The following is a 24,517-nucleotide window of genomic DNA, read 5'->3' as shown; positions in this document are numbered from 1 at the left end:
AGGGCTTAGTTCACCATCACCTCGTCCAGTGCCTGCTCGAGGGTGCTGACCGTGCGCTCGATATTGTGCAGCTTTTCGAGTCCGAACAGACCGATGCGGAAGGTCTGGAAGTCGGCCGGCTCGTCGCATTGCAACGGCACTCCGGCGGCGATCTGCAGGCCGTGGTCGGCAAATTTCTTGCCGCTCTTGATGTCGGCATCATCGGTGTAGCTGACCACTACGCCAGGGGCCTGAAAGCCGGCAGCGGCCACGCTTTTGATGCCTTTGCCGGTCAACATTGCGCGCACCCGATCGCCCAGCGCCTGTTGTTCGCCGCGGACCTTGTCGAAACCGTAGGCTTGCATCTCTTTCATCACGTCGTTGAATCGCGCGAGGGAATCGCTGGGCATGGTCGCATGGTAGGCATGTCCGCCCTGTTCGTAGGCCTGCATGATCTGCAGCCACTTTTTCAGGTCGCAGGCAAAGCTGCTGCTCTGCGTCTGCTCGATGCGCTCGAGGGCCAAGGCACTGAACATCACCAGGGCGCAGCAAGGGGAGGCGCTCCAGCCTTTTTGCGGTGCGCTGATCAGCAGGTCGACTGCGCACTTGTGCATATCAACCCAAATCGTGCCGGAGGCGATGCAGTCCAGCACGAACAGGCCACCCACCGCATGCACGGCGTCGCCGACGGCCCGCAGGTAGTCGTCGGGCAGGATGATCCCTGATGAGGTTTCAACGTGGGGGGCGAAGACAATCTGCGGCCTCGAAGCCGCAATGGCTGCCAGCACTTCGTCCAGCGGGGGAGGCGCATAGGCAGCCTGGCGACCCGTGTCGACCGGTCGGGCTTTCAGCACCGTGGTGGCCGCCGGTATTTTGCCCATCTCAAGGATCTGGCTCCAGCGATAACTGAACCAGCCGTTGCGTATCACCAGGCATTGCTGGTCGCTGGCAAACTGTCGCGCCACCGCTTCCATGCCGAACGTGCCGCTGCCCGGGACTACCGCAACAGCCTGGGCGTTGTAGACCTGTTTCAGGGTCCTGGAAATGTTCTTCATCACGCCTTGAAATGACTGCGACATGTGGTTGAGCGAGCGGTCGGTGTAGACCACCGAGTACTCGAGCAGCCCCTCAGGATCAACACTGGGATATAGCTTTGACATGGGGTGACTCCATTGGCAGAGATATCAGTGGTATCGACCCTGCCCTAAGCCTTGGCAAATGACAAGATTGCTCGGGACGGATTGCGACCTCTGTCGAACGGCAGTTACCGACCCAAACGACAAAGCCAAGGGCGATACTAAGCTCTGTTGGCCATCCGAAAGCACAGATCTACGGTTGTCCCTTTATTTTTACTCGTGGTCAGGCTGGCGTCACCGCCAAAACGCTTCATAATCAATTTCACCAGCATTAACCCAATGCCAAAACCTCCCTGCGTGATGGAACAACGAGGGCGAAACAACGCCTTCTGTTGGGCGCTGGTCATGCCCATGCCGGTGTCACGAAGCATTATGCTCAAACGCCTGAACGGGCGCTGATTTATGGCTATGTACAAAGTACCTCCGTCGGGCATCGCATCAATGGCATTGGCTACCAGGCTGTCTAATATTTGAACTAGCAGTTGGTGATGACCTGTTACCGGCAGGGTGCTGATGGCTGAAAATTCCACGTGCACATTGGCGCTGCATAATGACAGTTCAAAATTTCGCAGGGTCTCATGTACTGCCTCTACCGGACAGACCGTTCCGATTTCACCCTTCAGCGAGGTGGATGCAACATGCAGTTCTTTAATCCACGCTGACATGCGGTCCACCTGATTGATGATATCTCCGATGTTTTTGCCGGCTGCTTGGGTTCCGACCTCCAGTGCCAGCTCGGCACTGGAGCGGAGCACGGCAAGGGGGTTGCGTAAGCTATGGGCCACCACGCTAGACACTTCGTTAAGTAAAGCGGCCATTTCGTTGTCAATGTTTTGTTGAATCCTCGAAGGAAACAGACCACCACGCCTACCCGTGAAGGAGAGAAGGCCTAGATAAATCAATGCTCCGCCAATGGAACAAGTGAGCCACACCACCAGGTAACCCGATTGAGTACCCGCGAACCAGCCGTGAGGGGCGGTGTAGAATTCAACAACTGAGGGTACTTTCCCTGCCGTATTCACGAGCGGGATGTAATTCTCAATAAATATGCTGCTGGGCTTTCGAGTGAATTGCTGTTCACTGCGACTTTCTTTTACCTGGTGGTAGCTGGCAACGACTGCACCCTTGCTGGACCTGGAACTTTCAAGTTCGTCGTCGTCGGCGAAATGTTGGCCGATTAATTTTGGATTGCTAGACCAAATGACAACATTGTCAGGTGCATAAACATTAATCAATAAGGTGTCCGGCTGATTGGCAATATTTTTCAGGCTCTCAAAGAATGCTTGTCGAGATCGCTGTCGATTGATCTGGGCTTCTTGAGGTAAGTCACTGTCTTCGCGCGAGTCAAGGACGTCGCTTGTTTGATATCCAGCCAACCCCATGTTTCTCGCTTCAACGGCTCCCAACGCCTGGATAAACTTGGCAGTGAGTGCTGTGTTTTGCTGGGTGCTTGTACTCATTATGAGGCCGGTAACAAACAGCCCAAAAAAAGTGGCGACTAAAATTACACTGGGTCCGATGAGTGTTGAGGGCCTTCGAGTCGCTTTGAGTTTCGCCAGAATCGACGCAGTGCCTTTGATAGGTAGTAATTTAAGATTCCATGGCGCACGGCTAATAAAGGAATTTCTTGTTGTCCGCACTGTACAGTCCAATCCCTCTTTTCGATCTTGCGTCTCACTGATCGCATGCGGCTGCCCGAGCGTGCGCTTGGTATCGCAGCGCACGCGTTCATCCCGACTGGATTTCGGGTGTGATGGGGTTGGCGGGTTTCTCTCGTGAGTTTGCTGCATGCGCTTCACACCTCGAGACCTTGAGAGAATAATGTGCAATGTCGATTATGGAATAGGCACACATCATGCCAAGCTCGATAGCCCGCAACGCCTGAGCTGAGGTTAAGTCCCGCTCAATTCGTTACCCAGAAATCCCCTCATTTGGGGGTGTTTGGGCATTTCACCACCCGATCAGGGGGTAAGTATTTGTAACGGGCGTGGGCGTTGGTCTGGTAGGCGCGTTAGGGCGAGGGCTGCGGCACCAGCCCAGAAAGAGCGGTTTTGTTGGCTATCAAGCCGAAGTGCACGTTAGTTGATCTGCACAATGACCGGACCTTCCGTCACGATCGGCGGGTCCGCGTGGATATGTGATGCGTTGTTCTGAACCCAGTCCCGTGCGACTTTCAAACTTGCATCGCTGCCGGCCTTGTCCGTGCATACAGTCACTGAAGTACCACCATCACCGGTATTGAGCAGTGTGTAGCTGACCAGGCCAGGCACTGTGCGCAGGGCAGCTTCGACGTCGGCTTTGCGCTCTTCTAAACGCTCGAAAAGCTGCTTTGCTCCAGCACCCAGGTAGGTTCTTATCACCGCGTACATGGTCGTCTCCTTGGGGTGCGGCGTCTGGATGCCCACCCAAGTTTCAAGTTGCCCCGATTTATTAAGCTTAGCTACCCGCCAGCGACCAGCGAAATGCAACGACCACTGGCGGCTTCTGGCCGGCAGGCAGTTCTCAATCCAGGTTAGGGTCAACGTAGCCTCTGTGGTGGGAGCGGGCTTGCCCCGCGATTTGATGTCTCTGACAGACCGCAATCGCGGGGCAAGCCCGCTCCCACCGGTTGAAGACCACTACTGGTAAAAACCTCAGCGCTCCATGACATAGGTGCCAGGTGCGGGGCAGAGGGGCGGGTACTTGCGTGAGCCGAGCTTCTTCGCTGCCGGCAGGCTGTCGCCCGAGCGCTCCCCGATCCATTCGCGCCAATGCGGCCACCAGCTGCCTTGCTGTCGCTCCCCGGCATTCTGTAACCAGGTTTCCGGGGACTCGGCGGCGGCAGGCGCGGCGTAGTAGAACGACTTGGGGTTGCCCGGCGGATTCACCAGGCTCTGCAGGTGGCCGGCGTTGGAGAGCACGTAGGTTGTGTCTTCACCAAACAGCCGGGCGGTGCCGTAGCAGCCCTGCCAGGGGGTGATGTGGTCAGTGGTGCCGCCAACTACATAGGCGCCCACCTTCACCTGGGTCATGTCGATCGGCTCGCCGGCAATCTCCAGGGTGCCGGGGTTGCTGTAGGGGTTCTGCTGGATCAGGTCGAGGTAGTCCGCGTGCAGTTGGGCGGGTAGCCGCGTGGTGTCGTTGTTCCAGGCCAGGATGTCGAAGGCCGGCGGCTTGTTGCCCAGCAGGTAGTTGTTGACCCAGTAGTTCCAGATCAGGTCGTTGGGCCGCATCCAGGCGAACATGCGGGCCATGCCCTGGCCGCTGAGCACGCCCTTGCGCCGCGAGCTGGCCTTGGCCGCGCGCAGGGCGGACGGGGTGGTGAACAGCCCCAGGGTGGTGTCGTCCAGCGCCGACGGCATGTCGAGCACGCACACCGCCCAGCTGGTGTTGGCCACCTTGTGCCCTTCGCCACGGGCCGCCAGCCAGCCCAGGTAGGCCGCCAGGGTGATGCCGCCGGAGCAGGAGCCCCACATGTTCACATCCGCGCTACCGGTAATCCTGCGCGCCACGTCCACCGCCTGGTCGAGGCACAGCGCGTATTCGGACAAGCCCCAGTCGCGGTGCTCGCGGGTGGGATTGCGCCAACTGATGACGAAGAGATTCACGCCGCTGTCCTGAATCCACTTGATCAGGCTTTTCTCCGGCGACAGGTCGATGGCGTAGTACTTGTTGATTTGCGGCGGCGACATCACCAAGGGCCGGGCATAGACATTTTCGGTGGTGGGCGCGAACTGCAGCAGCTCGAACATCTCGTTGCGAAATACCACTTCGCCCTTGGCCGTGGCGATGTTTTCCCCAACCTTGAACGGCGTGCTGTCGACCTGTTTCGGCAGCCCGCGGTTGTTCAGCATATCCTCGCCGAACTGGCGCATGCCCCTGGCCAGGCTCATGCCACCGGTGTCCACCAGCTTGCGCAGCGCCGCCGGATTGGTCAGTGGCGAGTTGCTCGGTGCCACGGCATCGGCCAGGAGCGCCGCTACGAACCGGGCGCGGCTCTTTTCCAGCGGGGCAAGGTCGGTGGCTTCGATGAAGCGGGTTAGCTCACTTTGGCCGGCCAGGTAGCTCTGCAGCAGGGCGCGCAGGAAGGCGTTGGATTGCCAGGCCGGGTCGGCGAAGCGCTTGTCCTTAGGGTCCGGCGCGATGCAGGAGTTGCCACCGACGATGCCGCGCAGCGCCTTCAGGTAGCCGCCCAGATGAGTGCCAGCTTTGAGCGGCGACTTGCCCACGGCCTTGAGCAGATAGCCGGCCGAGCTGGCCAGGTCCGCCGGGCGCACGCTGACCAGCGGATTGCCGGCCAGGGTCTGGTTGGCAGCCGTGCCGATCAGTTCTTGTAGCTGGTGGTTGTCCGGGAGATCGCTCTCCTTGCGAGCTCGACGCTTTCGGGGGGTCGCCTGGGGGCGTTGGGTGGGCGTTGCGGTCTCGCTGGTGCGGGTCGATCTGCTCATGGCGGCTCTCGTGTCCGGGCGCTGTGTTGTTGTGCCCCGACTCTAGGGCAACAGCGGTTGCGATTACCTCTCATCGCACGACAGCGAATTTTCATTTCATGACAAGGGAATCGAGGACCGATGAGCTGAACGGCTGGTCTGCGGACAGGCAGCGGCCATTTAGGAATCTAGACTTGTCTGTAGGCCCGGGGTTAGCGGCTGACTGATGCGAGCGTGAGGCTAAGAAACGAGTGGCACATGTAGCGGTTCAACCTGGCGAGGAGGGAAGACGATGAGCGCATTGCGATTGAGCACGTTGGTATGGGCGATGTGGGTGGCCTTGGCGACGGCTTCGGGTATTGCCCGCGCCGAAGGGGTTGCCCTGATCACCGGCGAGCAATGGATGCAGTCGTCGGAGCAGCTCAAGAAGGTTTACCTCATCGGCATCGCCAATGCCTACGAGGTGGAGGCGGCCTACCATAAGGCGAAGCCGCCTTCCGATGACCACAGCCTGATTCCACGTTTCGCCAGGGGATTGAAGGGCCAAACGCTCGATACCGTGCGCGAAGGGCTCAACCAGTGGTACGCCGCCCATCCCGACCAGGTGAAACGACCCGTCATCGAGACCCTCTGGTTCGAGATGGTCGTGCCCGGTCTGACGCAGAACAAATAGCGGAGGTGAAGATGAACAGGTCCTTATTGTTGGCCGCAGCCCTCACTGCGGCGAGTGTGATCGGCTGCACCTCGATGTCCGCTCAGCAGCAGGGGACAGTGAGCGGTGCCGCTATCGGTGCTGCGGCCGGCGCTGGCATTGCCGCGATCTCCGGTGGCAGTGGATGGACTGGCGCTGCGATCGGCGCCGTCGCCGGCGGGGTTGCCGGCAACATCAGAGGTAGCAGGCAGCAGAAGTAGACGAGGCACTTCGCGCTGTTCGATCACTATTTGAAACGCTGGGCGTTGACCGTCGACGGGGCTGCTTTTGTCTCGTTGAACGGCAACCTGTTGCCCATTCGCCAGCACGGCATCCCTGCCATGCTGAAAATCTCGCAAGAACCAGAAGAGCAGGTAGGCAACCTGCTCATGGTCTGGTGGGAAGGAGCGGGCGCAGCGCCGGTTCTTTAGTCTGCAGGCACGCCCCCCACCGGGGGCGTAAGGGTAACCACTGATCCGTCCCAGCGCTCGTCGGTACACGAAGCACTATCATGAAAGTTTGCAACGTTACCCACGAGCGCGCCCCTTACCACCTCATGCAGTCATCCCGTGGCGTCGGACACGCTCGCCGCCCACTTTGCGGGAGACTCAGCCATGAAAGTCGTTGTGATCGGCGGTACCGGCCTGATCGGTACCCAGTTGTGCAACAACCTGCGTGCGAAGGGGTATGCGGTGCTTGCCGCCTCCCCGCAGACCGGCGTCAATGCCCTGACCGGTGAAGGCCTGGAGCTGGCGCTGGAAGGCGCTGATGTGGTTGTTGATGTGGCTAACTCGCCGTCGTTCGAAGATGCTGCAGTGCTGCGGTTCTTCGAAACCTGCGGGCGCAATCTGTTTGCCGCGGAAAAGGCCTGTGGGGTAAAGCATCACATCGCCCTCTGCGTGGTGGGCACCGAGCGCATGCTGGAAAGCGGGTACTTCCGCGCCAAGATGGCTCAGGAGAAGCTGATCAAAGCGTCCGCTGTGCCCTATACCATTCTGCGGGCCACGCAGTTTTTCGAGTTCATGGGCGCCATTGCCTACTCCGGTGCCGACGGCAACTGTGTGCGTGTGAGCACCGCTGCTCTGCAACCGGTAGCCTCATCTGACGTTGCCCAGGCACTGGCCGAGCTTGTCGACAAGCCTGCGGCCAACCGCACCTTTGAGGTCGCAGGGCCTGACCGCCAGCCGCTGCACGAGTTCGTGCGCAGTTATCTGCAGCACCAGCAGGATCCCCGTGAAGTGATCGCCGATCCCCAGGCCACTTATTTCGGCGCACCGATCGATGATCGCTCGTTGACGCCCGACGCCGATGCGATCACCGGCGGTCTGCATTTTCAGACGTGGTTGAAAAACACACCTGTCCAACACTGACCCGCACGACCAGGAGAGCACTATGCGCATCTCGTCATTGCTTGTGCTTGTACCTTTGCTGGGCGCCACGGTGGTTCATGCTCAATCGCCGGCAGCCAGTGCGCCGCCGCCCACCGTCACCCCGGTGATGACCAAGGCGCTGCCCGATTACCCAGGCAAGGAAGTAGTGATACTGGAAGTGGCGTACCCGCCAGGCGGCGCCGATCCGGTGCACCGTCATGACGCCCACGGTTTTGTCTATGTGCTGGAGGGTTCGGTGGTCATGGGCGTAAAGGGCGGTAAGGAAGTCACCTTGATGCCGGGCCAGACCTTCCATGAAGGCCCTGCCGATGTCCATACAGTCGGGCGCAATGCCAGCCAGGACAAGCCAGCGAAGTTTGTGGTGTTTCTGCTTAAGGATGCCGGCAAGCCGGCGCTGCTACCGGTGCAGTAGCAGCGCGGGGCAAGCCCGCTCCTACTTTGTGGGAACGGGCCTGCCTCGCGATGATCTCAACGACGCCAGTGCAGCAGCAGATTATCCAGGCTCAGTTTCCCGGCACCTTTGAGCATCAGCGGCAGCAATGCCACCAGATAGATCAACGGCAGCTTGAAGTTGCCAAAACCGTGGTCACTGATCGAATACCCCTGCGCCAGTTCCGCAAGCCCCGACCAGTGCGCCGGCCAATGTACCGCGGCAATGGCCACCACGGTGACAATGAACAGCACCAGCGCAGAGAAGCGTGTCGCCAGACCTGTCAGCAGCAATAACGCGCACAGCAGTTCTGCCCACATCGACAGCTGCCAGTTGAAGCTGGCCGACAGCTGGTTGAACGGGAAAGGAAAGGCCGACTGCAGCTGTTCGAACCAGTTTTCGCCATTCCATTTTTGCCAGCCCGACTCGAAAAATTCCCAGGCCAGAAAGACCCGCAAGGCGAGGTCGGCACTCCAGGCGCCAAAACGATCCAAGGGGGCAAAGGGGGTAGTGATAGCGGTCATGACAAGTTCCTCGATCAGGACGAAAAGGCCGCTGCTGCGCGACGCACGCGCAGGGCCAGCTTGGCGGTGAGCTTGAGGGCGATGGCAGCAAACATTGTCGAGAACGCCAGCACATACCACGCGCCCATGGGAATGCGCTTGTAGAACGACAGGCAGAACACCAGGGCAATGATCCAGGTACCGACACTGTGCAGTTGCTTCCACGCCCGCGATCCGAGCAGGCGCATCGGTGCCTTGAACGAGGTCAGGGTCAGCAACAGGATGAACAGGTAACCGACCGTGCCGGGCAGGCTTGAGGTAACCGTGCGCCCAGCCCAGAACAGCGCGGGAAACTGCTGCGCATACCGGTAGATCAACACGCCGTGCACCGTGTGCGAAAAGGCAAACGCCAGGCCCAGAAAGCGTCGCTCGCGCAACAGCCGGCGCGTTGTATCCCCCGGCAGCAGAATGGCCAGCGACGAGGCCAGGAAGGTCAGCAGGAACAACGCGAACGAGCTGCGCGCAGTGGCGCGGATGGCACTGCGCAGGCCGTCCGCGCCCAGCGGTTGGGCGGCCAGGATCAGTGCGGTCATCGTCAGGGTTATCACGGCCAGCAGGCCGAACAGTTTCCAGCCGGAGGGCAAGGCGGGCAGTTTCATCAAGGGCTCCAGACGCAGAGGGCGCCGTCGGGGTGTCGACGCTTGTCTGTCCGGGAGTGTTGCAAGGGCACTTATCTGCAGTGTGTCGGCCACCGCTCATTATGTATCGTTATGTACTGAAGGCTTCAGACGCCGCGGGCGGGCAATTCGATCTGCGCGCACAGGCCACCGCTGTCGCGATTGCTCAGGCTCAGGCTGCCGCCGATGGCCTGGGTCAATTGCTGGGCGATGGCCAGGCCCAGGCCGGTGCCGCCGGTCGTGCGGTTGCGCGAGCCTTCGACGCGGTAGAACGGCTTGAGCACCTCTTCAAGTTCATCGGCGGGAATCCCGGGGCCACTGTCCAGCACCCGGATCAAGGTCCTGTGGCCTGCACCGGACTCTACTTCCAGTTGCGCGGCGCCAGCGAACTTGAGGGCGTTGTCGATCAGGTTGACCAGCACGCGGCGCAAGGCATGCGGGCGGGTGTCGATCACCGCGCCGGTGCTGGCCTCAAGTGTCACCTGCTGGCCGCTGTCCTGGTAGTCGAGCACCAGGCTGTCGAGAAAGGCGTCGAGGTTGACCCGGCAACTGGCTTCGGTGCTGCCGTCGATACTGCGCGCATAGGCCACGCCCTCGCGCACCAGGTGCTCCATGGCTTCCAGATCGCTCCAGAGTTTGTCTTTCTCGTGTGAGGAGTCCATCACTTCGACCCGCAGCTTCATGCGGGTGATGGGGGTTTGCAGATCATGGGATATCGCTGCCAGCAGCTGCATGCGCTCCTTCAGGTAGGCGGCAATGCGCGCTTGCAGCGAATTGAAGGCCACTGCCGCATAGCGCACTTCGCGCGGGCCGCTTTCATCCAGCAGCGGGCCCGGGGCATTGGGGTCGAGGCTGTCGACGGCGTGGGCCAGGCGCGTCAGCGGGCCGATGGCGGTCTTCACCGCCAGCCAGGTGCACAGCAGCAACAGCACCAGTTGTATCAGCAGCACCACTGGCAGCCAGGTCGACAGCGGTATCGGTGCCGGGGTGACATCCACGGTCAGCGGTTTGCCATCGGCCAGGCGCAGGTGTACCTGAAAGTGCGGGTTCGGCCCGGGCAGATTCTCGAAGGTCAACGGGTACTGATGGCCGATGGCTTTGTCGATGGACTGCGCGGCCATTGGCGCATCGCCCAATGGCAGCGGTTGACCGGGTTGGCCTTGATCCAGCCGGTAACGGTAGGTACGCCGCTCCAGGCGCGGCAACCAGGCCTCGCGTTCGGCAGCGGGCAAGCGGTCGAGGATGGCCACCGAGGTGGACACATCCTGCTCCAGGTTACCGAGCATCATCGAGCGCGAACTGATGTAACGCTCGTAGAACTGAAAGCTGAACGACAAGCCGTAGGCCAGTACCAGCCCGGTGAAAAAGATCAGCGCCAGGCGCGAGGCCAGGGTGCGCGGCCAGCGCAGCGGTGCACTCATGACTGCGGCTCGACCAGTTGCACCGGCAGTGAGAACACATAGCCCTCACTGCGCACGGTCTTGATATAGGCCGATTCGCGGGCGTCGTCCTGCAGGCGCTGGCGCAGGCGGCTGACCAGCAGGTCGATGGAGCGGTCGAAGATATCCGCCTCGCGGCCCTGGGTGAGGTTGAGCAGCTGCTCGCGGCTGAGCACCCGCTGTGGATGGTCGAGGAACACCCGCAGCAGGCGGTACTCGGCGCCACTCAAGGCCACCAGGGTGCCGTCGCTGTCGAGCAGGTGACGGGCGGTGGTGTCCAGGCGCCATTGGCCGAAAGCGATCAAGCGGCTGCTTTCGCTGAGGGTCAGGTTCGGCGGCAGCATCCGCGTGCGGCGCAGCACGGCGTTGATGCGGGCCAGCAGCTCGCGCGCCGAAAAGGGTTTGGTCAGGTAGTCGTCGGCGCCCATTTCCAGGCCGATGATGCGGTCGGTCTCGTCGTTGCGCGCGGTCAACATCAGCACCGGGGTAGCCTTGTGTTTGCCGGCACGCAGCTCGCGGCAGAGCAACAGGCCGTCGTCGCCGGGCATCATGATGTCGAGGACGATCAGGTCGACCACGTTGGATTCCAGAAAGGCGCGCATCTGCCGGCCGTCAGCGACAATGCTGGTGCGCAGCCCGTTCTTCTTCAGGTAGTTGCCTACCAGCTCTCTGATTTCGCGATCATCGTCGACAATCAGCACATGATCGATATGGTCCATGCCCGGCTCCTGTTCAAGCGCTTGGCTTGAAGTGTACAGAGCCCGGTGGCGCTTGCCTGCCGGGGTTTGTATTGCAGTGTATCTACTCTGGCGGCAGATACCTGAAGAGGCAATGGCGGCTGATCCGGACACATCGGCGATACCTTGGGCGCCTCAAATAGGTCTCAACGGGGAGGGCGGTTCCTCTCCGGCAGAGGGTGAACCCTTCACCCGGGAGACTCGACATGACCTTCAAGACCCTGGCCCGCATCGGCCTGTTCGCCACCTTCGGCTGTGCTGCCTTCGGCGCTTTTGCCGACAGCAGTGTACCGGTGCAGAACTATCATTACGGCCAGCACCTGGACGTTCAGAAAGTCCTGGACATTCACGACAACAATGCCCAGAGCTGTGGCGTGGTCACGGCGAAGATGGACTACCTGGATTCCAAAGGCCAGCCGCGCAGCGTGCAATACCAGACCTACGCCACCGGTGCCTGCCACGAAGGTGGTTAAGCACCCTCACGGAGAGAGTCGACCATGTCATTGTTCACATCGCTGGGCGGCGCCTTGCGCCGCCTGAATCCAGCACGGCGCAGGGTTGGCATCGCCGCTGCGCTGGCCCTTTCGCTGATTGCTTTAGGCCTGGGCGGCCGCTTGCTGGCTGGCCTTTCGCAGCTGGACAGCCTGGGCCCCATGCCTGAATTGAGCGGCGCAGTGCAGTGGCTCAACTCGCCACCACTGGATCGCCAAGCGCTCAAGGGCAAGGTTGTACTGGTGGATTTCTGGACCTACGACTGCATCAACTGCCGGCGTAGCCTGCCGTACGTCAACACCTGGGCCAAGCGCTACGCCGACCAGGGCCTGGTGGTGATCGGCGTGCACACACCGGAGTACGACTACGAAAACGACATCGACAACGTGCGTGGGCAAGTTGCCAAGCTGGGTATTGAGTACCCGGTGGCTATCGACAACCGTTACGCCATCTGGAATGCCTTCGGCAATCAGTTCTGGCCGGCCCACTACTTTGTCGATGCCCAGGGCCGGGTACGCTTTGTGCATTTTGGCGAGGGCGCCTATGACACCCAGGAGCAAGTGATCCAGCAGCTGCTGGCAGAGCAGCGCGGGCTTGCTCCTTGATGTCGCTAGGCAATCAGGAGAGGAAACCACCGTCGACGTTCAAGGCCACACCGGTGGTGTAGCTGGAGGCGTCACTGGCCAGATACAGCACAGCGCCGGCCATCTCTTTCGGATCGGCCACACGCTTGAGCGGGATCTGCTGCAGTGCGGTGTTGAGGATCGCGTCGTTCTTGACCAGCGCCGAGGCGAACTTGGTGTCGGTCAGGCCCGGCAGCAGGGCGTTGCAGCGAATGCCGAATGGCGCGCACTCCTTGGCGAAGACCTTGGTCATGTTGATCACCGCCGCCTTGGTCACCGAGTAGATGCCCTGGAACACGCCCGGCGATACACCGTTGATCGACGCCACGTTGATGATGCTGCCGCCGCCGTTTTCACGCATCAGCTTGCCGGCTTCGACCGACATGAAGAAGTAGCCGCGGATATTCACATCGACGGTCTTCTGGAAAGCGCCGAGGTCGGTGTCCAGGACGTTGCAGAACTGCGGGTTGGTCGCGGCGTTGTTGACCAGAATGTCCAGGCGGCCGAACTGTTCGCGAATCGCGGCAAACACGGCGCCAATCTGTTCCATCTCACCGATATGGCAAGCAATCGCCGTGGCTTTGCCGCCTGCGGCGATAATGGCGTCGGCGACCTGCTGGCAGCCGTCGAGCTTGCGGCTGGACACGATCACATGGGCGCCTTGCTGGGCCAGCAGGTGGGCAATCGCCTCGCCGATCCCGCGGCTGGCCCCGGAAACAAAGGCAATCTTGCCGTCGAGGTCGAACAGTTGGGTCTTGGACATGGTGTTTTCCTTGTTGTAGTCGTCAGAGGCTGGATTTGGCGATGACCTGCAGGCTCATGTGCTCCAGCAGTTTGTTCATGTGGATGAACTGAGCGAAGCGCTTGTCCTGGGTCTGGCCATGGAAGAAGCGGTAGTAGATCTGCTGGACGATCCCGGCGAGGCGGAACAGGCCGTAGGTGTAATAGAAGTCGTAGTTGTCGATGCTGATTCCGGCGCGTTCGGCGTAGTAGTCGACGAATTGCTGGCGGCTGAGCATGCCCGGGGCGTTGCTTGGCTGGCGGCGCATCAGTTGCACCGGTGCCGGGTCGCTGGCTTCGATCCAGTAGGCCAGGGTGTTGCCCAGGTCCATCAGCGGGTCGCCGAGGGTGGTCATTTCCCAGTCGAGCACGCCGATGATGCGCATCGGGTTGTCGGCATCGAGGATGACGTTGTCGAAGCGGTAGTCGTTGTGCACGATGGCAGGCTTGGGGTGATCGGCCGGCATTTTTTCGCGCAGCCAGGCGATGACCTTTTCCCAGCGTGGTGCATCCGGGGTCAGCGCCTTCTCATAGCGACTGCTCCAGCCTTCGATCTGGCGCTGCACGTAACCATCAGGCTTGCCCAGGTCACCCAGGCCACAGGCGTTGTAGTCCACCTGGTGCAGTTCGACCATACGCTCGATAAAGCTCTTGCACAGCGTCTCGGTGCGGGCGGCATCCAGGCCCAGCTCCGGCGGCAGGTCCGAGCGCAGGATGATGCCCTTGACCCGGTCCATGACGTAGAACTCGCCGCCGATCAGCGCCTCGTCGGTGCAATGCACGTAGGCCTTGGGGCAGTAGGGGAAGCCACTGTTGAGCTGGTTGAGGATGCGGAACTCGCGGCCCATGTCGTGCGCCGACTTGGCTTTGTGGCCGAACGGCGGACGGCGCAGGACGAACTCGCGCTCGGGATACTGCACCAGGTACGTCAGGTTGGACGCGCCGCCGGGGAACTGACTGATCTGCGGCGTGCCGCTGAGGCCGGCAATGTGCGCCTTCAGATAAGGGTCGATGACCGCGGCATCGAGTTCTTCGCCGGGGCGGACCTGGGTGGACTGATCGGTGAGCGTCATGCTTTTCCCTTATGATTGAAGCCAGTGACTATTGGCTAATCTAATTCTCGCGACAGACCCGAACAAGTCTGGCACAGCCTTATAGGCCAGCGTGTTGCAGGTCGATCAACGACCCTGATGGGTGACAGCCCGCTCCCACCGAAGAGCAGACGAAAAAAAACCGAAGCCGTTCAAGGCTCCGGTTTTAGTTGGCATCAGCGCAGGGCTCAGGCCGGGAACAGCTCGCTCAGCTTCATCGACAGCATCATGTCGCCTTCGACGCGCAGCTTGCCGCCCATGAATGCTTGCATGCCATCGGTATCACCGCTGACGATGCCTTTGAGGGTTTCGCTGTCCAGCACCAGGGTGCAGTTGGCGTCGTCGTTTTCGCCTTCCTGGATTTCGCAGGTGCCATCCTTGACGATCAGGGCGTAGTGCTTGTCTTCGTCGGTGATGTTGAAACCGAACACCAGGTCAAGACCGGCAGCAGCGGCTGGGTTGAACTTGGCTTTCATCGCTTCGACGGCTTTTGCTACATCGCTCATGGTGTGTTCCTTATTAAGTGATTACGGCAACCGGTGAAGGCTGCCACGGGCCGGGACTCAACGGTAGGTGATGAGCTCCGGCACCTTCAGCAGCTGCACATGGGCTTGGCTGTTGAAGGAAGCCAGGGCCACCTCGCGGCCACGAAACTTCAGCTGGCTGAGCGAGGTGTTGATGATCTGCCAGTTCAGCTCGAAAGCCTGGCTGGCAGTGATACGGGTAACCAGGTGGAGCAGGGCGGTGATAGTGCCGCCCGAAGTGAAAATCGCAATGTTGTCGCCGTTGTCGGCCTGTTGCAGCACCCGCTGCAGGCCACCGTCAACACGCTCGATAAATGCCTGCCAGGATTCCAGGCCGTCACTTGGGTGCTCGCCGCCGTGCCAGCGCTGGATAAGCAGGGCGAACAGACGCTGGAACTCGCTGCGGTTCTGGGCCGCGTTGCGCAGGATATGCAGCGCTTCGGGTTCTTGTGGCAACAGCCCCGGCAGCAGCCCGCGGATGACCGCGTCGGCGTCGAATTCGTTGAAGGCGGCATCGGTTTCCAGTTCAGGCACGCTGCAACCGGCCTGGTTCATGGCCGCCAGGGCCAGACGCGCGGTGTCTTGTTGGCGGCGCAAGTCGCCGGCCAGGCAACGATCCAGGCGAACCCCCAGCTGGGCCAGGTGTTTGCCGAGCGCTTCGCTCTGACGCATGCCCACAGGTGAAAGGACGTCATAGTCGTCTGCACCAAATGAGGCCTGGCCATGTCGAATCAGGTAGATGCTGCCCACGTCGTGCGCCTGCGGTAAGAATGAGGCCGAGGTTAGGATGCCGCTGGCGGGCTGTCAACGAAAAAACATACAAGCGTTTGAAAAGAGCGTTTGAACTGCATTGCTGGACGTTTCCTACGCTGGCAGGGGCAAGGCCGCGTCGGTATGCTTGACTATCGGTTCGCGCCGTTCGGGCGCCGGCATGTTAAGGAGTTACTGTGGAGTTTCTTGCAGAGTACGCAAGCTTTCTCGCCAAGACCGCGACCCTGGTGATCGCGATTCTGGTCGTTCTTTCGGCGATTGCCGGGTTGCGCGGCAAAGGCCGGCGCAAAGCAGGCGGCCAGTTGCATGTCGACAAGCTCAACGAGTTCTACAAGGACTTGCGTGAGCGCCTGGAAAGCAGCCTGCTGGACAAGGCCCAGCTCAAGGCCCTGCGCAAGCAGCAGGCCAAGGCGCAAAAGCAGCAGAAGAAAACCCCCGAAGACAAACCCCGGGTCTTCGTCCTCGATTTTGACGGTGACATCAAGGCTTCAGCCACTGAAAGCCTGCGTCACGAAATCACCGCCGTGCTGAGCCTGGCGACGCCGCGCGATGAAGTGGTGCTGCGCCTGGAGAGCGGCGGCGGCATGGTTCACAGCTACGGTCTGGCCTCTTCGCAGCTGGCGCGTATTCGCCAGGCGGGTATTCCGCTGACGATCTGTATCGACAAGGTCGCAGCCAGCGGTGGCTACATGATGGCTTGCATCGGCGACAAGATCATCAGTGCACCCTTTGCCATTCTCGGTTCGATCGGTGTGGTGGCGCAGTTGCCTAACGTCAACCGCCTGCTGAAAAAACATGACGTCGATTTCGAAGTGTTCACTGCGGGTGAATACAAACGAACCGTCACCGTGTTTGGCGAAAACACCGAGAAGGGCCGGGAAAAGTTCCAGGAAGACCTGGATGTCACCCATCAGTTGTTCAAAGACTTCGTCTCGCGCTACCGCCCGCAGCTGCATATTGACGATGTCGCTACTGGCGAGGTCTGGTTGGGCGTTGCCGCGCTGAACAAGCAACTGGTCGACGAGCTCAAGACCAGTGACGAGTACCTGGGCGACCGTGCACGTGAGTCGAACCTGTACCACTTGCACTATGCCGAACGCAAAAGCCTGCAGGAGCGGGTAGGGCTGGCGGCCAGCGGTTCGATCGAAAGCACATTGCTCGGGCTCTGGAGCAAGCTCGGCCAATGGCGCTGAGCAATATGTAACACCGCAGCATAGGGCGAGTCGGATTTCCTGTGGGTCCAACTGACCACAGGAATTCCCCCTATGTTGATCTCTCAATCGATCTCGGTCCCTGGCCTGCATGGCCGCTTTTTACTCGATCGCCTGCCGGATTGGCTCAAATATGCCAGCGCTGACGACCTCAAACGTTGGCGCAAGAGTCTGCGCCCGGCCCAGTTGCATCCGTCCGGCTCTAGCGCCTGGTTCTTTGATGCCAGCAAAGAAGCCCGTCAGGCGCTGCTTGATGCCCAGCAAAGCAGCCGAAATTCAGCCCAGGCCCTGGCCAAGGCCTTGAAGAATTTTCTGGGGCTGGCTGGTTTTGCCGAGCCTTTGCTCAAGGCCAAGCTGAAAGCCGATCTGAATGTCGAGCTCGATGTTGCTTTGACCGAGCTGGTGGAAATCCATCAAGAGTCCGTAATGCTGGGCAGCATGCTCAGGATCAAGCCACGCCAGCAAAGTTTGCTCCAGGCGGCAATGCAGAACTTTGCCGCGGATAGCGAATTTCTGCCGGGTAGTGCCTTGGCTGCCAAGGGGGACTTTGTGCTGGAGCTGGCCCCGGGGCAGGCAGGTGCTTACCCGCGTTTTCAATACCGCTATACCAGCAAGCTGGACATCGACCCCGCACGCTTTGCCACGTTGTGTCATGAGCTGGATCTGGGCGGCAAGTATCAGACGCACTTGAGCGAAGTATTCGAGAACCCCACGTCTGCAGATGCCCTTCGCACTTTGTTGATCAATGCCTACAAAGATAATTTGCGTCTTGTGGCACAAACGGCGCTGATGAAGGGTGAAATCTCAGCCTCGGTTCAGCAGATGTTCGACGGCTTGCTAAAAGGGGAGCGTGCACCGCTTCTGCATGGCAAGCCTGTCATCTGCCAATCACTGAGCATGTTCCAGTCAGCGCTGGATGGCGTTCTGGTGTTCAGCGCCAACAGGATTACCAGCGATGAAGTGGAGCCGATTGTCGTCTATTTGCCAGGTGCACCGTTGTATCCGCTGAAAGAGTACGCCTCAGTGGCAGCGTTCAAGCAGGACCTGCGGGTTAACCTGCTGACGTCCACGTACCTGGAGCTGTTTCGTACCTTTGTGCCCAGGCACGAGCAAGAACATTTCTTCAAGCTGCTCAATGAGGCGCTTTATGACAGGAGCCTCGATGCGGGTGGCCAGCTCAATCCCAGGGCCAATCTGCACCTGCGTGATGCGGCGATTGAAGGTGAGTTATTTGGCTATGTACAAGACCAGCAGCTAAAGCGAATCAAGGCTAATGCGCGCGACTTTGCCGTGCCCAGTGCAGACGTGGATGAGGCTGCGAAGAAGCGGCGCCTGGCTTACTGGGAAAGCATCGGTTTCAATCTGCTCAACGCCGCTGCGTTCTTTGTGCCTGCGCTTGGTGCGGTGATGGCGGTAGTGGCAGGTGGACAACTGGTCAAAGAAATCATCGACGGCGCCCATGCCTGGGAAGCGGGTGAACGGGATGAGGCGCTGGAGCATTTCGAGTCGGTGATATTGAATGTCGCCCTGGCTGCCGGTCTGGGTCTCGTCACTCATGCTGCGGCGCCGTTGCAGGCGAGCGAACGTGTAGACAGTTTGGTACGTGTCACCCTGCCCAACGGTGAGCAGCGCTTGTGGAAACCGGACCTGGCAGCCTATGCACGCGATGTCGATCTGGGTAACAGCGTCCCGGATGAAAAGGGCTTGCACTACCTTGATGGCAAGTCCTACATCCGCATCGACGGGCAGGTCTTCGAAGTGTTCGAGGGCACTGACGGTGCTTGGTCGGTCCGTCACCCGGATGACCCCGAAGCGTACCAGCCAGCCCTCAAGCATAACCAGGAAGGCACCTGGCAAGCCGTCGGTGAGCTACCGATGCAATGGAGCCATGAAAAGCTGCTCAGCCGCATTGGCGCCACGGCAGAGGGATTACCTGATGAGGTGCTTGAACACGCCGTGCAGATCAGTGGTATCGACGACGCGGTGCTGCGGCGTATGCACTTGGAGCAACTACCCGTGCCGCCGTTGCTGAAGGAAACTTTGCAGCGCTTTCGGGTAGACCGCCAGGTCACCCGGTTGATCAACGCCTTGGGGGAGGGAACAGGCGACGTACAGGGGTTGGGGTTGGCTCCCAGCCTGGGCCAGGAGTTGCCTCGGTGGCCGCAGCGGATCATTGAGGTTTACGACGAAAGCATGTCGAGCAGAGCGCCTGTTCGCTATGGTGCCGAACGCTGGCCCAGTGGCCGCGTCATTCGTCTATCGGAAAAAGAGCTGTATGCCAACAAACTGGCCGAAAAGGTGTTGGCGGACCTGACCGAGACCGAAGCCCTCCAATTGTTCGGATCCAGTGTCGAGACGGATAAGCGCCTGGAGGTGTTACGTGCACTGATTGCAGAACGCGCGGTAATGCGCCGCGCCAATATCTTCAAAATTTTGTACGAGCATCAACGTCCGTCTCATTCCATTGAGCAGCAACGTCTGATGCGCGACTTTCCGAAGCTGACTGACGCTGCTGCACGAGAGATCGTAGAGGCTGCTAACGCCGCTGAGCGCTTGCAATTGCAGGCCAGTGATGGCCGGGTGCCTTTGCGTCTGGCCGAGGAGGCGCGTGTCTACCAACGCCAGATTGTGTTGAATCAGGCGATACAGGGTGTGCATCAAGCCACGCTGGCGAACCTGGACAGCGATCGCCTGGCCGTGGGACTGTTGACGAAACTGCCGGGCTGGACCGACACGGTTTACCTGGAGATGCGCGAGGACAGGTTGTCCGGGCGCTTGCTGGCCAGTGCCGGAAAACCTGGGGGCGAGCTTAAGACGCTGGTGCGCCAGGCTGGGCGATACACCGCCTACGACGCCCAAGGGCTCGAACTGAGCAAGCATCAGGAGGTTATCGTCTCCCTGCTCAGGGCTCTACCCGATAGCGAGCGCAGGGCGTTGAGGCTCGACATCCATGCTGTACAAACGTTGCGCACCGCATTGTATTCGCTTGCTGTGGAGGATCGTGCTAGGGCGGCCAGATTACTCGGGCAGCAGCCAATAAAGCCGTGGTTTCGCACACCGTTGCGCTTGGCTGATGGCCGTGTCGGGTATCCCCTGGGTGGGATGGGGTCGACAACATCGTCAATTGATGCCCGGCTCAACGCCTTGTTCCCGACGTTGAGCTGGGAAGAGCTTGAGGCAATGAAAGTGCAGTTGCTGAGCGAGAATCAGACGTTGGCGGACGGCCTGTTCAGGTTAGAGGCCGAATTCGCAATGCTCGAGCAAACTCTTGAACAGTGGGCAGGCTCCGGCCGCAACATGATTGTCAGATTTGCTCGCAACGAAGTCCGTAGCAGTCTGATAGACGCCTGGCGCCGAATAGGCGATCGTTCGAGCTTGCGGCTGAGTTTATTTGCGCGTAACAGCGGGTCTCTACCTTTGCTGACGGCGCGTTTCGAGCACATTCGAAGCCTGACGGTGGCCGACATGGGCTTGAGCGAAGTGCCCAGCGGTTTTCTGCGGTGTTTTCCCAGGCTGCAAAGCCTGTCGTTGCAGGGCAACCCGCTGGGTAGCATACCGCCTGAGCTCACTGCATTGACTGACTTGCAAGATCTGGATTTGGACGCGATTGGCCTGAACAGCAGCGATACCATGTTTGATACGTTGCAGCCATTAACCCGCCTGCGGTCACTGAGCTTGCAAAGCAATCAGTTAACCAATATCCCCACCGCGGCGCTGGAAACGCTAAGCCGATTGCCTGGATTGACCCGACTGAACTTGCGCTTCAATCAAGTGGGTTTGAGTAGCAATGATCTGCAAGTCCTGGCCCGATTACCCCTGCAGGATCTGGACTTGAGCAGTACCAGGCTGGCGCTGGATGAAGCCGGTGCCCAGGTCTTCTCAAGCTTTGACCGGTTGCAGCGTTTGCGCTTGAGTAGCAACACCTTGGGGCGGGCGCCTGAACTGGGCAATCTGATCCGGTTGCAAGAACTGGAACTCATTAATTGCCAATTAAGTGAATGGCCGGACGGACTGACCACCCTGATGAACCTGGACCCCTACCCGTTGCGTATCGTCAGCCTGAGCCAAAATCGGATCACGCAATTGCCGGACCTGGCCGCTACGCGCTTTGGCGCTGGGCTGCAGGCCAATACACATGCTACGCAGGGGCTGGACATTTCCTACAACCCACTGGACGCTGAGAGCATCGCGCGCCTGGATGTGATCGGGGTAGAGTTCGAAGCTGAAGCGGCCCTGCCAGGACTACCTGGCGACCCCTGGCTGCGGGGTGCAACCCAGGCACAACGCGAGCTCTGGCATGATCTGTTCAAGGATAACGGGCACCAGGCACTGCGTGACATGCTTGACCGGCTGGCCTTGTCCAGGGAGTTTCAACGCAATGGGGCGGATGTGCGCAAGCGGGTATGGTCAATGCTCCAGCTTGCCTCGCAGCACCAGCAGCTACGAATGGAACTGCTCGAAATCGCCGAAGCTTTTCCGGTCACTTGTGGCGATGCCGGTGCCGATGCTTTCAGCGCCCTGGAAATCGCAGTGCTGGGGTTTCAACGTAGTCAGGAAGCCGTCACCGCTGAGCGCAGTACCGAGCTGTTGGGATTGTACAAACAGTTGTTTCGTCGCCATGAAGTCCAGCGCATGGCCGATGTACTGTCATTGGCCCGCAAGCAGCGGCGTCAAGCCTTGAGGGCGAACAGTGCGCTGACCCCGCTGGATCCGCTGGATGACATCACTGATGCCCTGTTGAGGCGTGACGAAGTCGATGACATCGAAATTCGACTGGCCTTGCGCCAGCAGCTGGCGAGTGAGCTGGATTACCCAGAGCCTTCCAGCGGCATGCTTTATGAGACCACTGCCAATCTGTCGCCGCAGACGGTACAGCGGGTTAAAAGTGCAGTCTTGGCGCGTGATACGGTCGCAAACCGGCAAGCATGGATGGTCGAGGATATCAATTGGACGCGTTACCTGGAGCAGCGTTACGTGTCGCAATTCGATAGTTTCCGGGACAGGTGGGCCGAGGGTCAGGAGTACCTGGACTTCTGCGCTGGTGTGTCCGATAAGGGCCCTGAAATGCTCGATGGCGAGGTGTTGGCGTTCTTGCGTACAGCATTGGGTGCAGAGCCGATCGACGCAGAGGGTGCGTTTCGAAAGATTGAAATCAACGGTGGACAGTACAAGCAGGAGAGCGACGCGCTGAAAAGCGCCAGAGAAGAGGCTGAGAACGCGCTGTTGCTAAGGTTGACCCAGGCTGAAGAGGCTCAGGCCTGAGGTGTGACAAATAAACAAGGCCCCGCATGCGGGGCCTTGTTTGTTCAACGGCGACGGAACAGCGGTTGCGGTTCGTCGGTTGCAGCCTGGTAGGTCACCGAGAAGTCCTTGAGGCTTTCCAGTGCTTCAACCGGGTCCTTGTCGGCACGCAGGGCGAAGGCGTCGAAACCGCAGCGCTTCATGTAGAACAGCTGGTCGCGCAGCACGTCGCCAATGGCGCGCAGCTCGCCGGTGAACTTGTAGCGATCACGCAGCAGACGCGCATTGGAGTAGTTGCGCCCGTCAGTGAACGCCGGGAAGTTCAAGGCAATGACCTGGAACTCGTTGGCAACGTGGCCGATCTCTTCGGCCTCTTCGTCGGCGTCCAGCCATACACCCAGACCGCCGTCGCGGGCCTTGAGCATATGGCCGTGTTCACGCCACAACTGCAGCGGCACGATGTAGTCGTCGCAGTTGGTCACCTCGTCAATGTTGAAGTCCTTGGGCAGCAGGTGCCAGGTTTCGTCGACGATTTCGTTGTTCTTAATGATTCGCTGCATAGACGCGTTCCTTGAAAGGGTCGATGCCAATACGCTGGTAGGTGTCGATGAAGCGCTCGTCTTCGGTGCGTTTTTCAACGTAGACGTCGATCAGCTTCTCGATCACATCCGGCATGTCGTCCTGGGCAAACGAAGGGCCGAGGATCTTGCCCAGGCTGGCGTCGCGGCTGGCGCTGCCACCGAGGGAGACCTGATAGAACTCTTCGCCTTTCTTGTCCACCCCGAGAATGCCGATGTGGCCAACGTGGTGGTGACCACAGGCGTTCATGCAGCCGGAGATGTTCAGGTCCAGTTCGCCGATGTCGAACAGGTAGTCCAGGTCGTCGAAACGGCGCTGGATGGACTCGGCAATCGGGATCGACTTGGCGTTGGCCAGCGAGCAGAAATCGCCGCCCGGGCAGCAGATGATGTCGGTCAGCAGGCCGATGTTCGGCGTGGCGAAACCGTTTTCACGCAACTCCAGCCACAGGGCGTGCAGCTGGCTCTGCTCGACATCGGCGAGGATGATGTTCTGCTCGTGGGAGGTACGCAGCTGGCCGAAGCTGTAGCGCTCGGCAAGATCGGCGACGGCATCGAGCTGTTTGTCGGTCAGGTCGCCAGGGGCGACGCCGGTAGGCTTGAGCGACAGGGTCACGGCAACGTAGCCAGGCTTCTTGTGCGCCAGGACGTTGCGGGTGCGCCAGCGGGCGAAGCCTGGGTGCTGTTGCTCGAGTTCGCTGAAGTCGAGGTTGTCCAGCGCCTTGTAGTCCGGGTCGACGAAGTGCTTGGCCACGCGCTGCACTTCGGCTTCGGTCAGCGTGGTGCTGCCGCCGCGCAGGTGGACCATTTCGGCCGCGACCTTCTCGGCGAACACTTCAGGGGTGAGCGCCTTGACCAGGATCTTGATCCGCGCCTTGTACTTGTTGTCGCGACGGCCATAGCGGTTGTACACCCGCAGGATCGCGTCCAGGTAGCTGAGCAGGTCCTGCCACGGCAGGAACTCATTGATGAAGGCACCGACCACCGGGGTACGGCCCAGGCCGCCACCGACCAGAACGCGGAAACCCAGCTCGCCAGCGGCGTTGTACACCGGCTCCAGGCCGATATCGTGTACTTCGATGGCCGCACGGTCGCTGCTCGAGCCATTGATCGCAATTTTGAATTTGCGTGGCAGGTAAGCGAATTCGGGGTGGAAGGTGGTCCACTGGCGAACGATCTCACACCATGGGCGAGGGTCGATCACTTCATCGGCAGCGACTCCGGCGAACTGGTCGGTGGTGACGTTGCGCAGGCAGTTGCCGCTGGTCTGGATCGCGTGCATCTGCACGGTGGCCAGCTCAGCCAGGATGTCCGGGATGTCTTCCAGGGCAGGCCAGTTGTACTGCACGTTCTGCCGGGTGCTGATGTGGGCATAGCCCTTGTCGTAGTCGCGCGCGATCTTCGCCAGCATCCGAGTCTGGCGCGACGTCAGCTGGCCATAAGGCACGGCGACCCGCAACATCGGGGCAAAACGTTGGATATAGAGGCCATTTTGCAGGCGCAGGGGGCGGAACTCTTCTTCGCTCAGCTCACCGGCCAGGTAGCGGCGGGTCTGATCACGGAACTGCTTTACGCGGTCCTCGATGATCCGCTGATCGTACTCGTCGTATACGTACATAGGGGTCCTGTTCTCAAGCTGCTTGCAGCTAATCGCGCGCACGGCCGCGCACTCCCTAAACGGAGCGAAGGAAAGATAGCAGTTTGCGTTTATGCGCAAAAGTGATGTTTTTGCATATGAAAAGAACCATTCGGACTAAGTGAGACTGACTGGCATTTCGCCGTTCAACCCTCTGCGGTGTTTATAATCAATGGTTTGA

General features: G+C 60.0%; 23 protein-coding genes. 9 read left to right on the top strand and 14 right to left on the bottom strand.

Annotated features, from left to right (window positions below; all coding sequences use genetic code 11):
* Nucleotides 1-5: 5 nt before the first annotated feature.
* The 4 genes from NPS47_RS08210 to NPS47_RS08195 form a co-directional block, all read right to left on the bottom strand.
* Complete coding sequence (locus NPS47_RS08210; RefSeq protein WP_274294485.1) at nt 6-1,139, bottom strand: aminotransferase class V-fold PLP-dependent enzyme; 1,134 nt, start codon at nt 1,137-1,139, stop codon at nt 6-8.
* 137 nt (nt 1,140-1,276) lie between these two features.
* Complete coding sequence (locus tag NPS47_RS08205) at nt 1,277-2,905, bottom strand: sensor histidine kinase (protein ID WP_274294484.1); 1,629 nt, start codon at nt 2,903-2,905, stop codon at nt 1,277-1,279.
* Between the two features lie 288 nt (nt 2,906-3,193).
* Complete coding sequence (locus tag NPS47_RS08200) at nt 3,194-3,484, bottom strand: hypothetical protein (protein WP_274294630.1); 291 nt, start codon at nt 3,482-3,484, stop codon at nt 3,194-3,196.
* A gap of 264 nt (nt 3,485-3,748) precedes the next feature.
* The gene (locus tag NPS47_RS08195; RefSeq protein WP_274294483.1) at nt 3,749-5,542 is read right to left on the bottom strand and encodes an alpha/beta fold hydrolase; all 1,794 of its coding nucleotides are present in this window, start codon (nt 5,540-5,542) and stop codon (nt 3,749-3,751) included.
* Nucleotides 5,543-5,813: 271 nt separating this feature from the next.
* Between NPS47_RS08195 and NPS47_RS08190 the strand changes: the two genes are divergently transcribed.
* The 5 genes from NPS47_RS08190 (at nt 5,814) to NPS47_RS08170 (ending at nt 8,015) form a co-directional block, all read left to right on the top strand.
* On the top strand, nt 5,814-6,194 hold the full coding sequence (locus NPS47_RS08190) for a hypothetical protein (protein ID WP_274294482.1): 381 nt from the start codon (nt 5,814-5,816) through the stop codon (nt 6,192-6,194).
* Between the two features lie 11 nt (nt 6,195-6,205).
* Complete coding sequence (locus NPS47_RS08185; RefSeq protein WP_274294481.1) at nt 6,206-6,433, top strand: YMGG-like glycine zipper-containing protein; 228 nt, start codon at nt 6,206-6,208, stop codon at nt 6,431-6,433.
* A 30-nt stretch (nt 6,434-6,463) separates the two neighbouring features.
* Complete coding sequence (locus NPS47_RS08180) at nt 6,464-6,643, top strand: aminoglycoside phosphotransferase family protein (protein ID WP_274294480.1); 180 nt, start codon at nt 6,464-6,466, stop codon at nt 6,641-6,643.
* A gap of 183 nt (nt 6,644-6,826) precedes the next feature.
* Nucleotides 6,827-7,582, top strand: coding sequence for an SDR family oxidoreductase (locus tag NPS47_RS08175; RefSeq protein WP_274294479.1), 756 nt, complete (start codon nt 6,827-6,829; stop codon nt 7,580-7,582).
* A 22-nt stretch (nt 7,583-7,604) separates the two neighbouring features.
* A complete protein-coding gene (locus NPS47_RS08170) occupies nt 7,605-8,015 on the top strand; it encodes a cupin domain-containing protein (RefSeq protein WP_274294478.1) in 411 nt (136 codons plus the stop codon).
* A gap of 56 nt (nt 8,016-8,071) precedes the next feature.
* Here the strand turns inward: NPS47_RS08170 and NPS47_RS08165 are convergent, their stop codons facing one another.
* The 4 genes from NPS47_RS08165 to NPS47_RS08150 all read right to left on the bottom strand — a co-directional run bounded on the left by NPS47_RS08165 (nt 8,072) and on the right by NPS47_RS08150 (nt 11,371).
* Nucleotides 8,072-8,557 (bottom strand): DoxX family protein, encoded by a 486-nt coding sequence (locus NPS47_RS08165; RefSeq protein ID WP_274294477.1) that lies wholly within the window; start codon nt 8,555-8,557, stop codon nt 8,072-8,074.
* A 14-nt stretch (nt 8,558-8,571) separates the two neighbouring features.
* Nucleotides 8,572-9,195, bottom strand: a complete 624-nt coding sequence (locus NPS47_RS08160) for a ferric reductase-like transmembrane domain-containing protein (protein ID WP_274294476.1) — start codon at nt 9,193-9,195, stop codon at nt 8,572-8,574.
* A 125-nt stretch (nt 9,196-9,320) separates the two neighbouring features.
* On the bottom strand, nt 9,321-10,634 hold the full coding sequence (locus NPS47_RS08155) for an ATP-binding protein (RefSeq protein ID WP_274294475.1): 1,314 nt from the start codon (nt 10,632-10,634) through the stop codon (nt 9,321-9,323).
* A complete protein-coding gene (locus NPS47_RS08150; RefSeq protein WP_274294474.1) occupies nt 10,631-11,371 on the bottom strand; it encodes a response regulator in 741 nt (246 codons plus the stop codon). The genes NPS47_RS08155 and NPS47_RS08150 overlap by 4 nt, the downstream gene beginning before the upstream one ends.
* A 224-nt stretch (nt 11,372-11,595) precedes the next feature.
* On the opposite strand from NPS47_RS08150, the gene NPS47_RS08145 reads away from it, so the two are divergent.
* A complete protein-coding gene (locus NPS47_RS08145; RefSeq protein WP_274294473.1) occupies nt 11,596-11,862 on the top strand; it encodes a DUF2790 domain-containing protein in 267 nt (88 codons plus the stop codon).
* A gap of 24 nt (nt 11,863-11,886) precedes the next feature.
* Nucleotides 11,887-12,486 carry a thioredoxin family protein gene (locus NPS47_RS08140; protein ID WP_274294472.1) on the top strand — a complete coding sequence of 200 codons (600 nt, stop codon included), beginning with the start codon at nt 11,887-11,889 and terminating at the stop codon, nt 12,484-12,486.
* A gap of 13 nt (nt 12,487-12,499) precedes the next feature.
* Here NPS47_RS08140 and NPS47_RS08135 read toward each other — a convergent pair whose 3' ends face one another.
* From NPS47_RS08135 to NPS47_RS08120, 4 genes are all read right to left on the bottom strand, one after another.
* Nucleotides 12,500-13,267, bottom strand: coding sequence for an SDR family oxidoreductase (locus NPS47_RS08135; protein WP_274294471.1), 768 nt, complete (start codon nt 13,265-13,267; stop codon nt 12,500-12,502).
* A 22-nt stretch (nt 13,268-13,289) separates the two neighbouring features.
* Complete coding sequence (locus tag NPS47_RS08130; RefSeq protein WP_274294470.1) at nt 13,290-14,357, bottom strand: phosphotransferase family protein; 1,068 nt, start codon at nt 14,355-14,357, stop codon at nt 13,290-13,292.
* Between the two features lie 206 nt (nt 14,358-14,563).
* Nucleotides 14,564-14,881 carry an SCP2 sterol-binding domain-containing protein gene (locus NPS47_RS08125; RefSeq protein WP_274294469.1) on the bottom strand — a complete coding sequence of 106 codons (318 nt, stop codon included), beginning with the start codon at nt 14,879-14,881 and terminating at the stop codon, nt 14,564-14,566.
* Nucleotides 14,882-14,938: 57 nt separating this feature from the next.
* On the bottom strand, nt 14,939-15,649 hold the full coding sequence (locus NPS47_RS08120) for a histidine phosphatase family protein (RefSeq protein WP_274294468.1): 711 nt from the start codon (nt 15,647-15,649) through the stop codon (nt 14,939-14,941).
* Between the two features lie 197 nt (nt 15,650-15,846).
* Here NPS47_RS08120 and sohB point away from each other — a divergent pair, with 197 nt between their 5' ends.
* Nucleotides 15,847-16,863 carry a protease SohB gene (gene sohB, locus NPS47_RS08115; protein WP_274294467.1) on the top strand — a complete coding sequence of 339 codons (1,017 nt, stop codon included), beginning with the start codon at nt 15,847-15,849 and terminating at the stop codon, nt 16,861-16,863.
* 318 nt (nt 16,864-17,181) lie between these two features.
* Nucleotides 17,182-22,143: a dermonecrotic toxin domain-containing protein gene (locus NPS47_RS08110; protein WP_274294466.1), complete on the top strand. Its 4,962-nt coding sequence runs from the start codon at nt 17,182-17,184 to the stop codon at nt 22,141-22,143.
* A 44-nt stretch (nt 22,144-22,187) separates the two neighbouring features.
* Here NPS47_RS08110 and NPS47_RS08105 read toward each other — a convergent pair whose 3' ends face one another.
* Both NPS47_RS08105 and NPS47_RS08100 read right to left on the bottom strand, forming a co-directional pair.
* A complete protein-coding gene (locus tag NPS47_RS08105; protein ID WP_038611520.1) occupies nt 22,188-22,682 on the bottom strand; it encodes a DUF934 domain-containing protein in 495 nt (164 codons plus the stop codon).
* Nucleotides 22,666-24,318, bottom strand: coding sequence for a nitrite/sulfite reductase (locus tag NPS47_RS08100; protein WP_274294465.1), 1,653 nt, complete (start codon nt 24,316-24,318; stop codon nt 22,666-22,668). The genes NPS47_RS08105 and NPS47_RS08100 overlap by 17 nt, the downstream gene beginning before the upstream one ends.
* Between the last annotated feature and the right edge of the window lie 199 nt (nt 24,319-24,517).

Source organism: Pseudomonas putida, assembly GCF_028682475.1.
Lineage (GTDB): Bacteria > Pseudomonadota > Gammaproteobacteria > Pseudomonadales > Pseudomonadaceae > Aquipseudomonas > Aquipseudomonas putida_AG.
Note: the sequence above shows the minus strand (reverse complement) of the source record. Positions and strands in the feature narration are given on the sequence as shown.

Excerpts from the sequence above, each read along its gene's own strand:
- NPS47_RS08210 (WP_274294485.1), bottom strand. The coding sequence starts at position 1,139 with ATGTCAAAGCTATATCCCAGTGTTGATCCTGAGGGGCTGCTCGAGTAC.
- NPS47_RS08205 (WP_274294484.1), bottom strand. The coding sequence starts at position 2,905 with ATGCAGCAAACTCACGAGAGAAACCCGCCAACCCCATCACACCCGAAA.
- NPS47_RS08200 (WP_274294630.1), bottom strand. The coding sequence starts at position 3,484 with ATGTACGCGGTGATAAGAACCTACCTGGGTGCTGGAGCAAAGCAGCTT.
- NPS47_RS08195 (WP_274294483.1), bottom strand. The coding sequence starts at position 5,542 with ATGAGCAGATCGACCCGCACCAGCGAGACCGCAACGCCCACCCAACGC.
- NPS47_RS08190 (WP_274294482.1), top strand. The coding sequence starts at position 5,814 with ATGAGCGCATTGCGATTGAGCACGTTGGTATGGGCGATGTGGGTGGCC.
- NPS47_RS08185 (WP_274294481.1), top strand. The coding sequence starts at position 6,206 with ATGAACAGGTCCTTATTGTTGGCCGCAGCCCTCACTGCGGCGAGTGTG.
- NPS47_RS08175 (WP_274294479.1), top strand. The coding sequence starts at position 6,827 with ATGAAAGTCGTTGTGATCGGCGGTACCGGCCTGATCGGTACCCAGTTG.
- NPS47_RS08170 (WP_274294478.1), top strand. The coding sequence starts at position 7,605 with ATGCGCATCTCGTCATTGCTTGTGCTTGTACCTTTGCTGGGCGCCACG.
- NPS47_RS08165 (WP_274294477.1), bottom strand. The coding sequence starts at position 8,557 with ATGACCGCTATCACTACCCCCTTTGCCCCCTTGGATCGTTTTGGCGCC.
- NPS47_RS08160 (WP_274294476.1), bottom strand. The coding sequence starts at position 9,195 with ATGAAACTGCCCGCCTTGCCCTCCGGCTGGAAACTGTTCGGCCTGCTG.
- NPS47_RS08155 (WP_274294475.1), bottom strand. The coding sequence starts at position 10,634 with ATGAGTGCACCGCTGCGCTGGCCGCGCACCCTGGCCTCGCGCCTGGCG.
- NPS47_RS08150 (WP_274294474.1), bottom strand. The coding sequence starts at position 11,371 with ATGGACCATATCGATCATGTGCTGATTGTCGACGATGATCGCGAAATC.
- NPS47_RS08145 (WP_274294473.1), top strand. The coding sequence starts at position 11,596 with ATGACCTTCAAGACCCTGGCCCGCATCGGCCTGTTCGCCACCTTCGGC.
- NPS47_RS08140 (WP_274294472.1), top strand. The coding sequence starts at position 11,887 with ATGTCATTGTTCACATCGCTGGGCGGCGCCTTGCGCCGCCTGAATCCA.
- NPS47_RS08135 (WP_274294471.1), bottom strand. The coding sequence starts at position 13,267 with ATGTCCAAGACCCAACTGTTCGACCTCGACGGCAAGATTGCCTTTGTT.
- NPS47_RS08130 (WP_274294470.1), bottom strand. The coding sequence starts at position 14,357 with ATGACGCTCACCGATCAGTCCACCCAGGTCCGCCCCGGCGAAGAACTC.
- NPS47_RS08125 (WP_274294469.1), bottom strand. The coding sequence starts at position 14,881 with ATGAGCGATGTAGCAAAAGCCGTCGAAGCGATGAAAGCCAAGTTCAAC.
- NPS47_RS08105 (WP_038611520.1), bottom strand. The coding sequence starts at position 22,682 with ATGCAGCGAATCATTAAGAACAACGAAATCGTCGACGAAACCTGGCAC.
- NPS47_RS08100 (WP_274294465.1), bottom strand. The coding sequence starts at position 24,318 with ATGTACGTATACGACGAGTACGATCAGCGGATCATCGAGGACCGCGTA.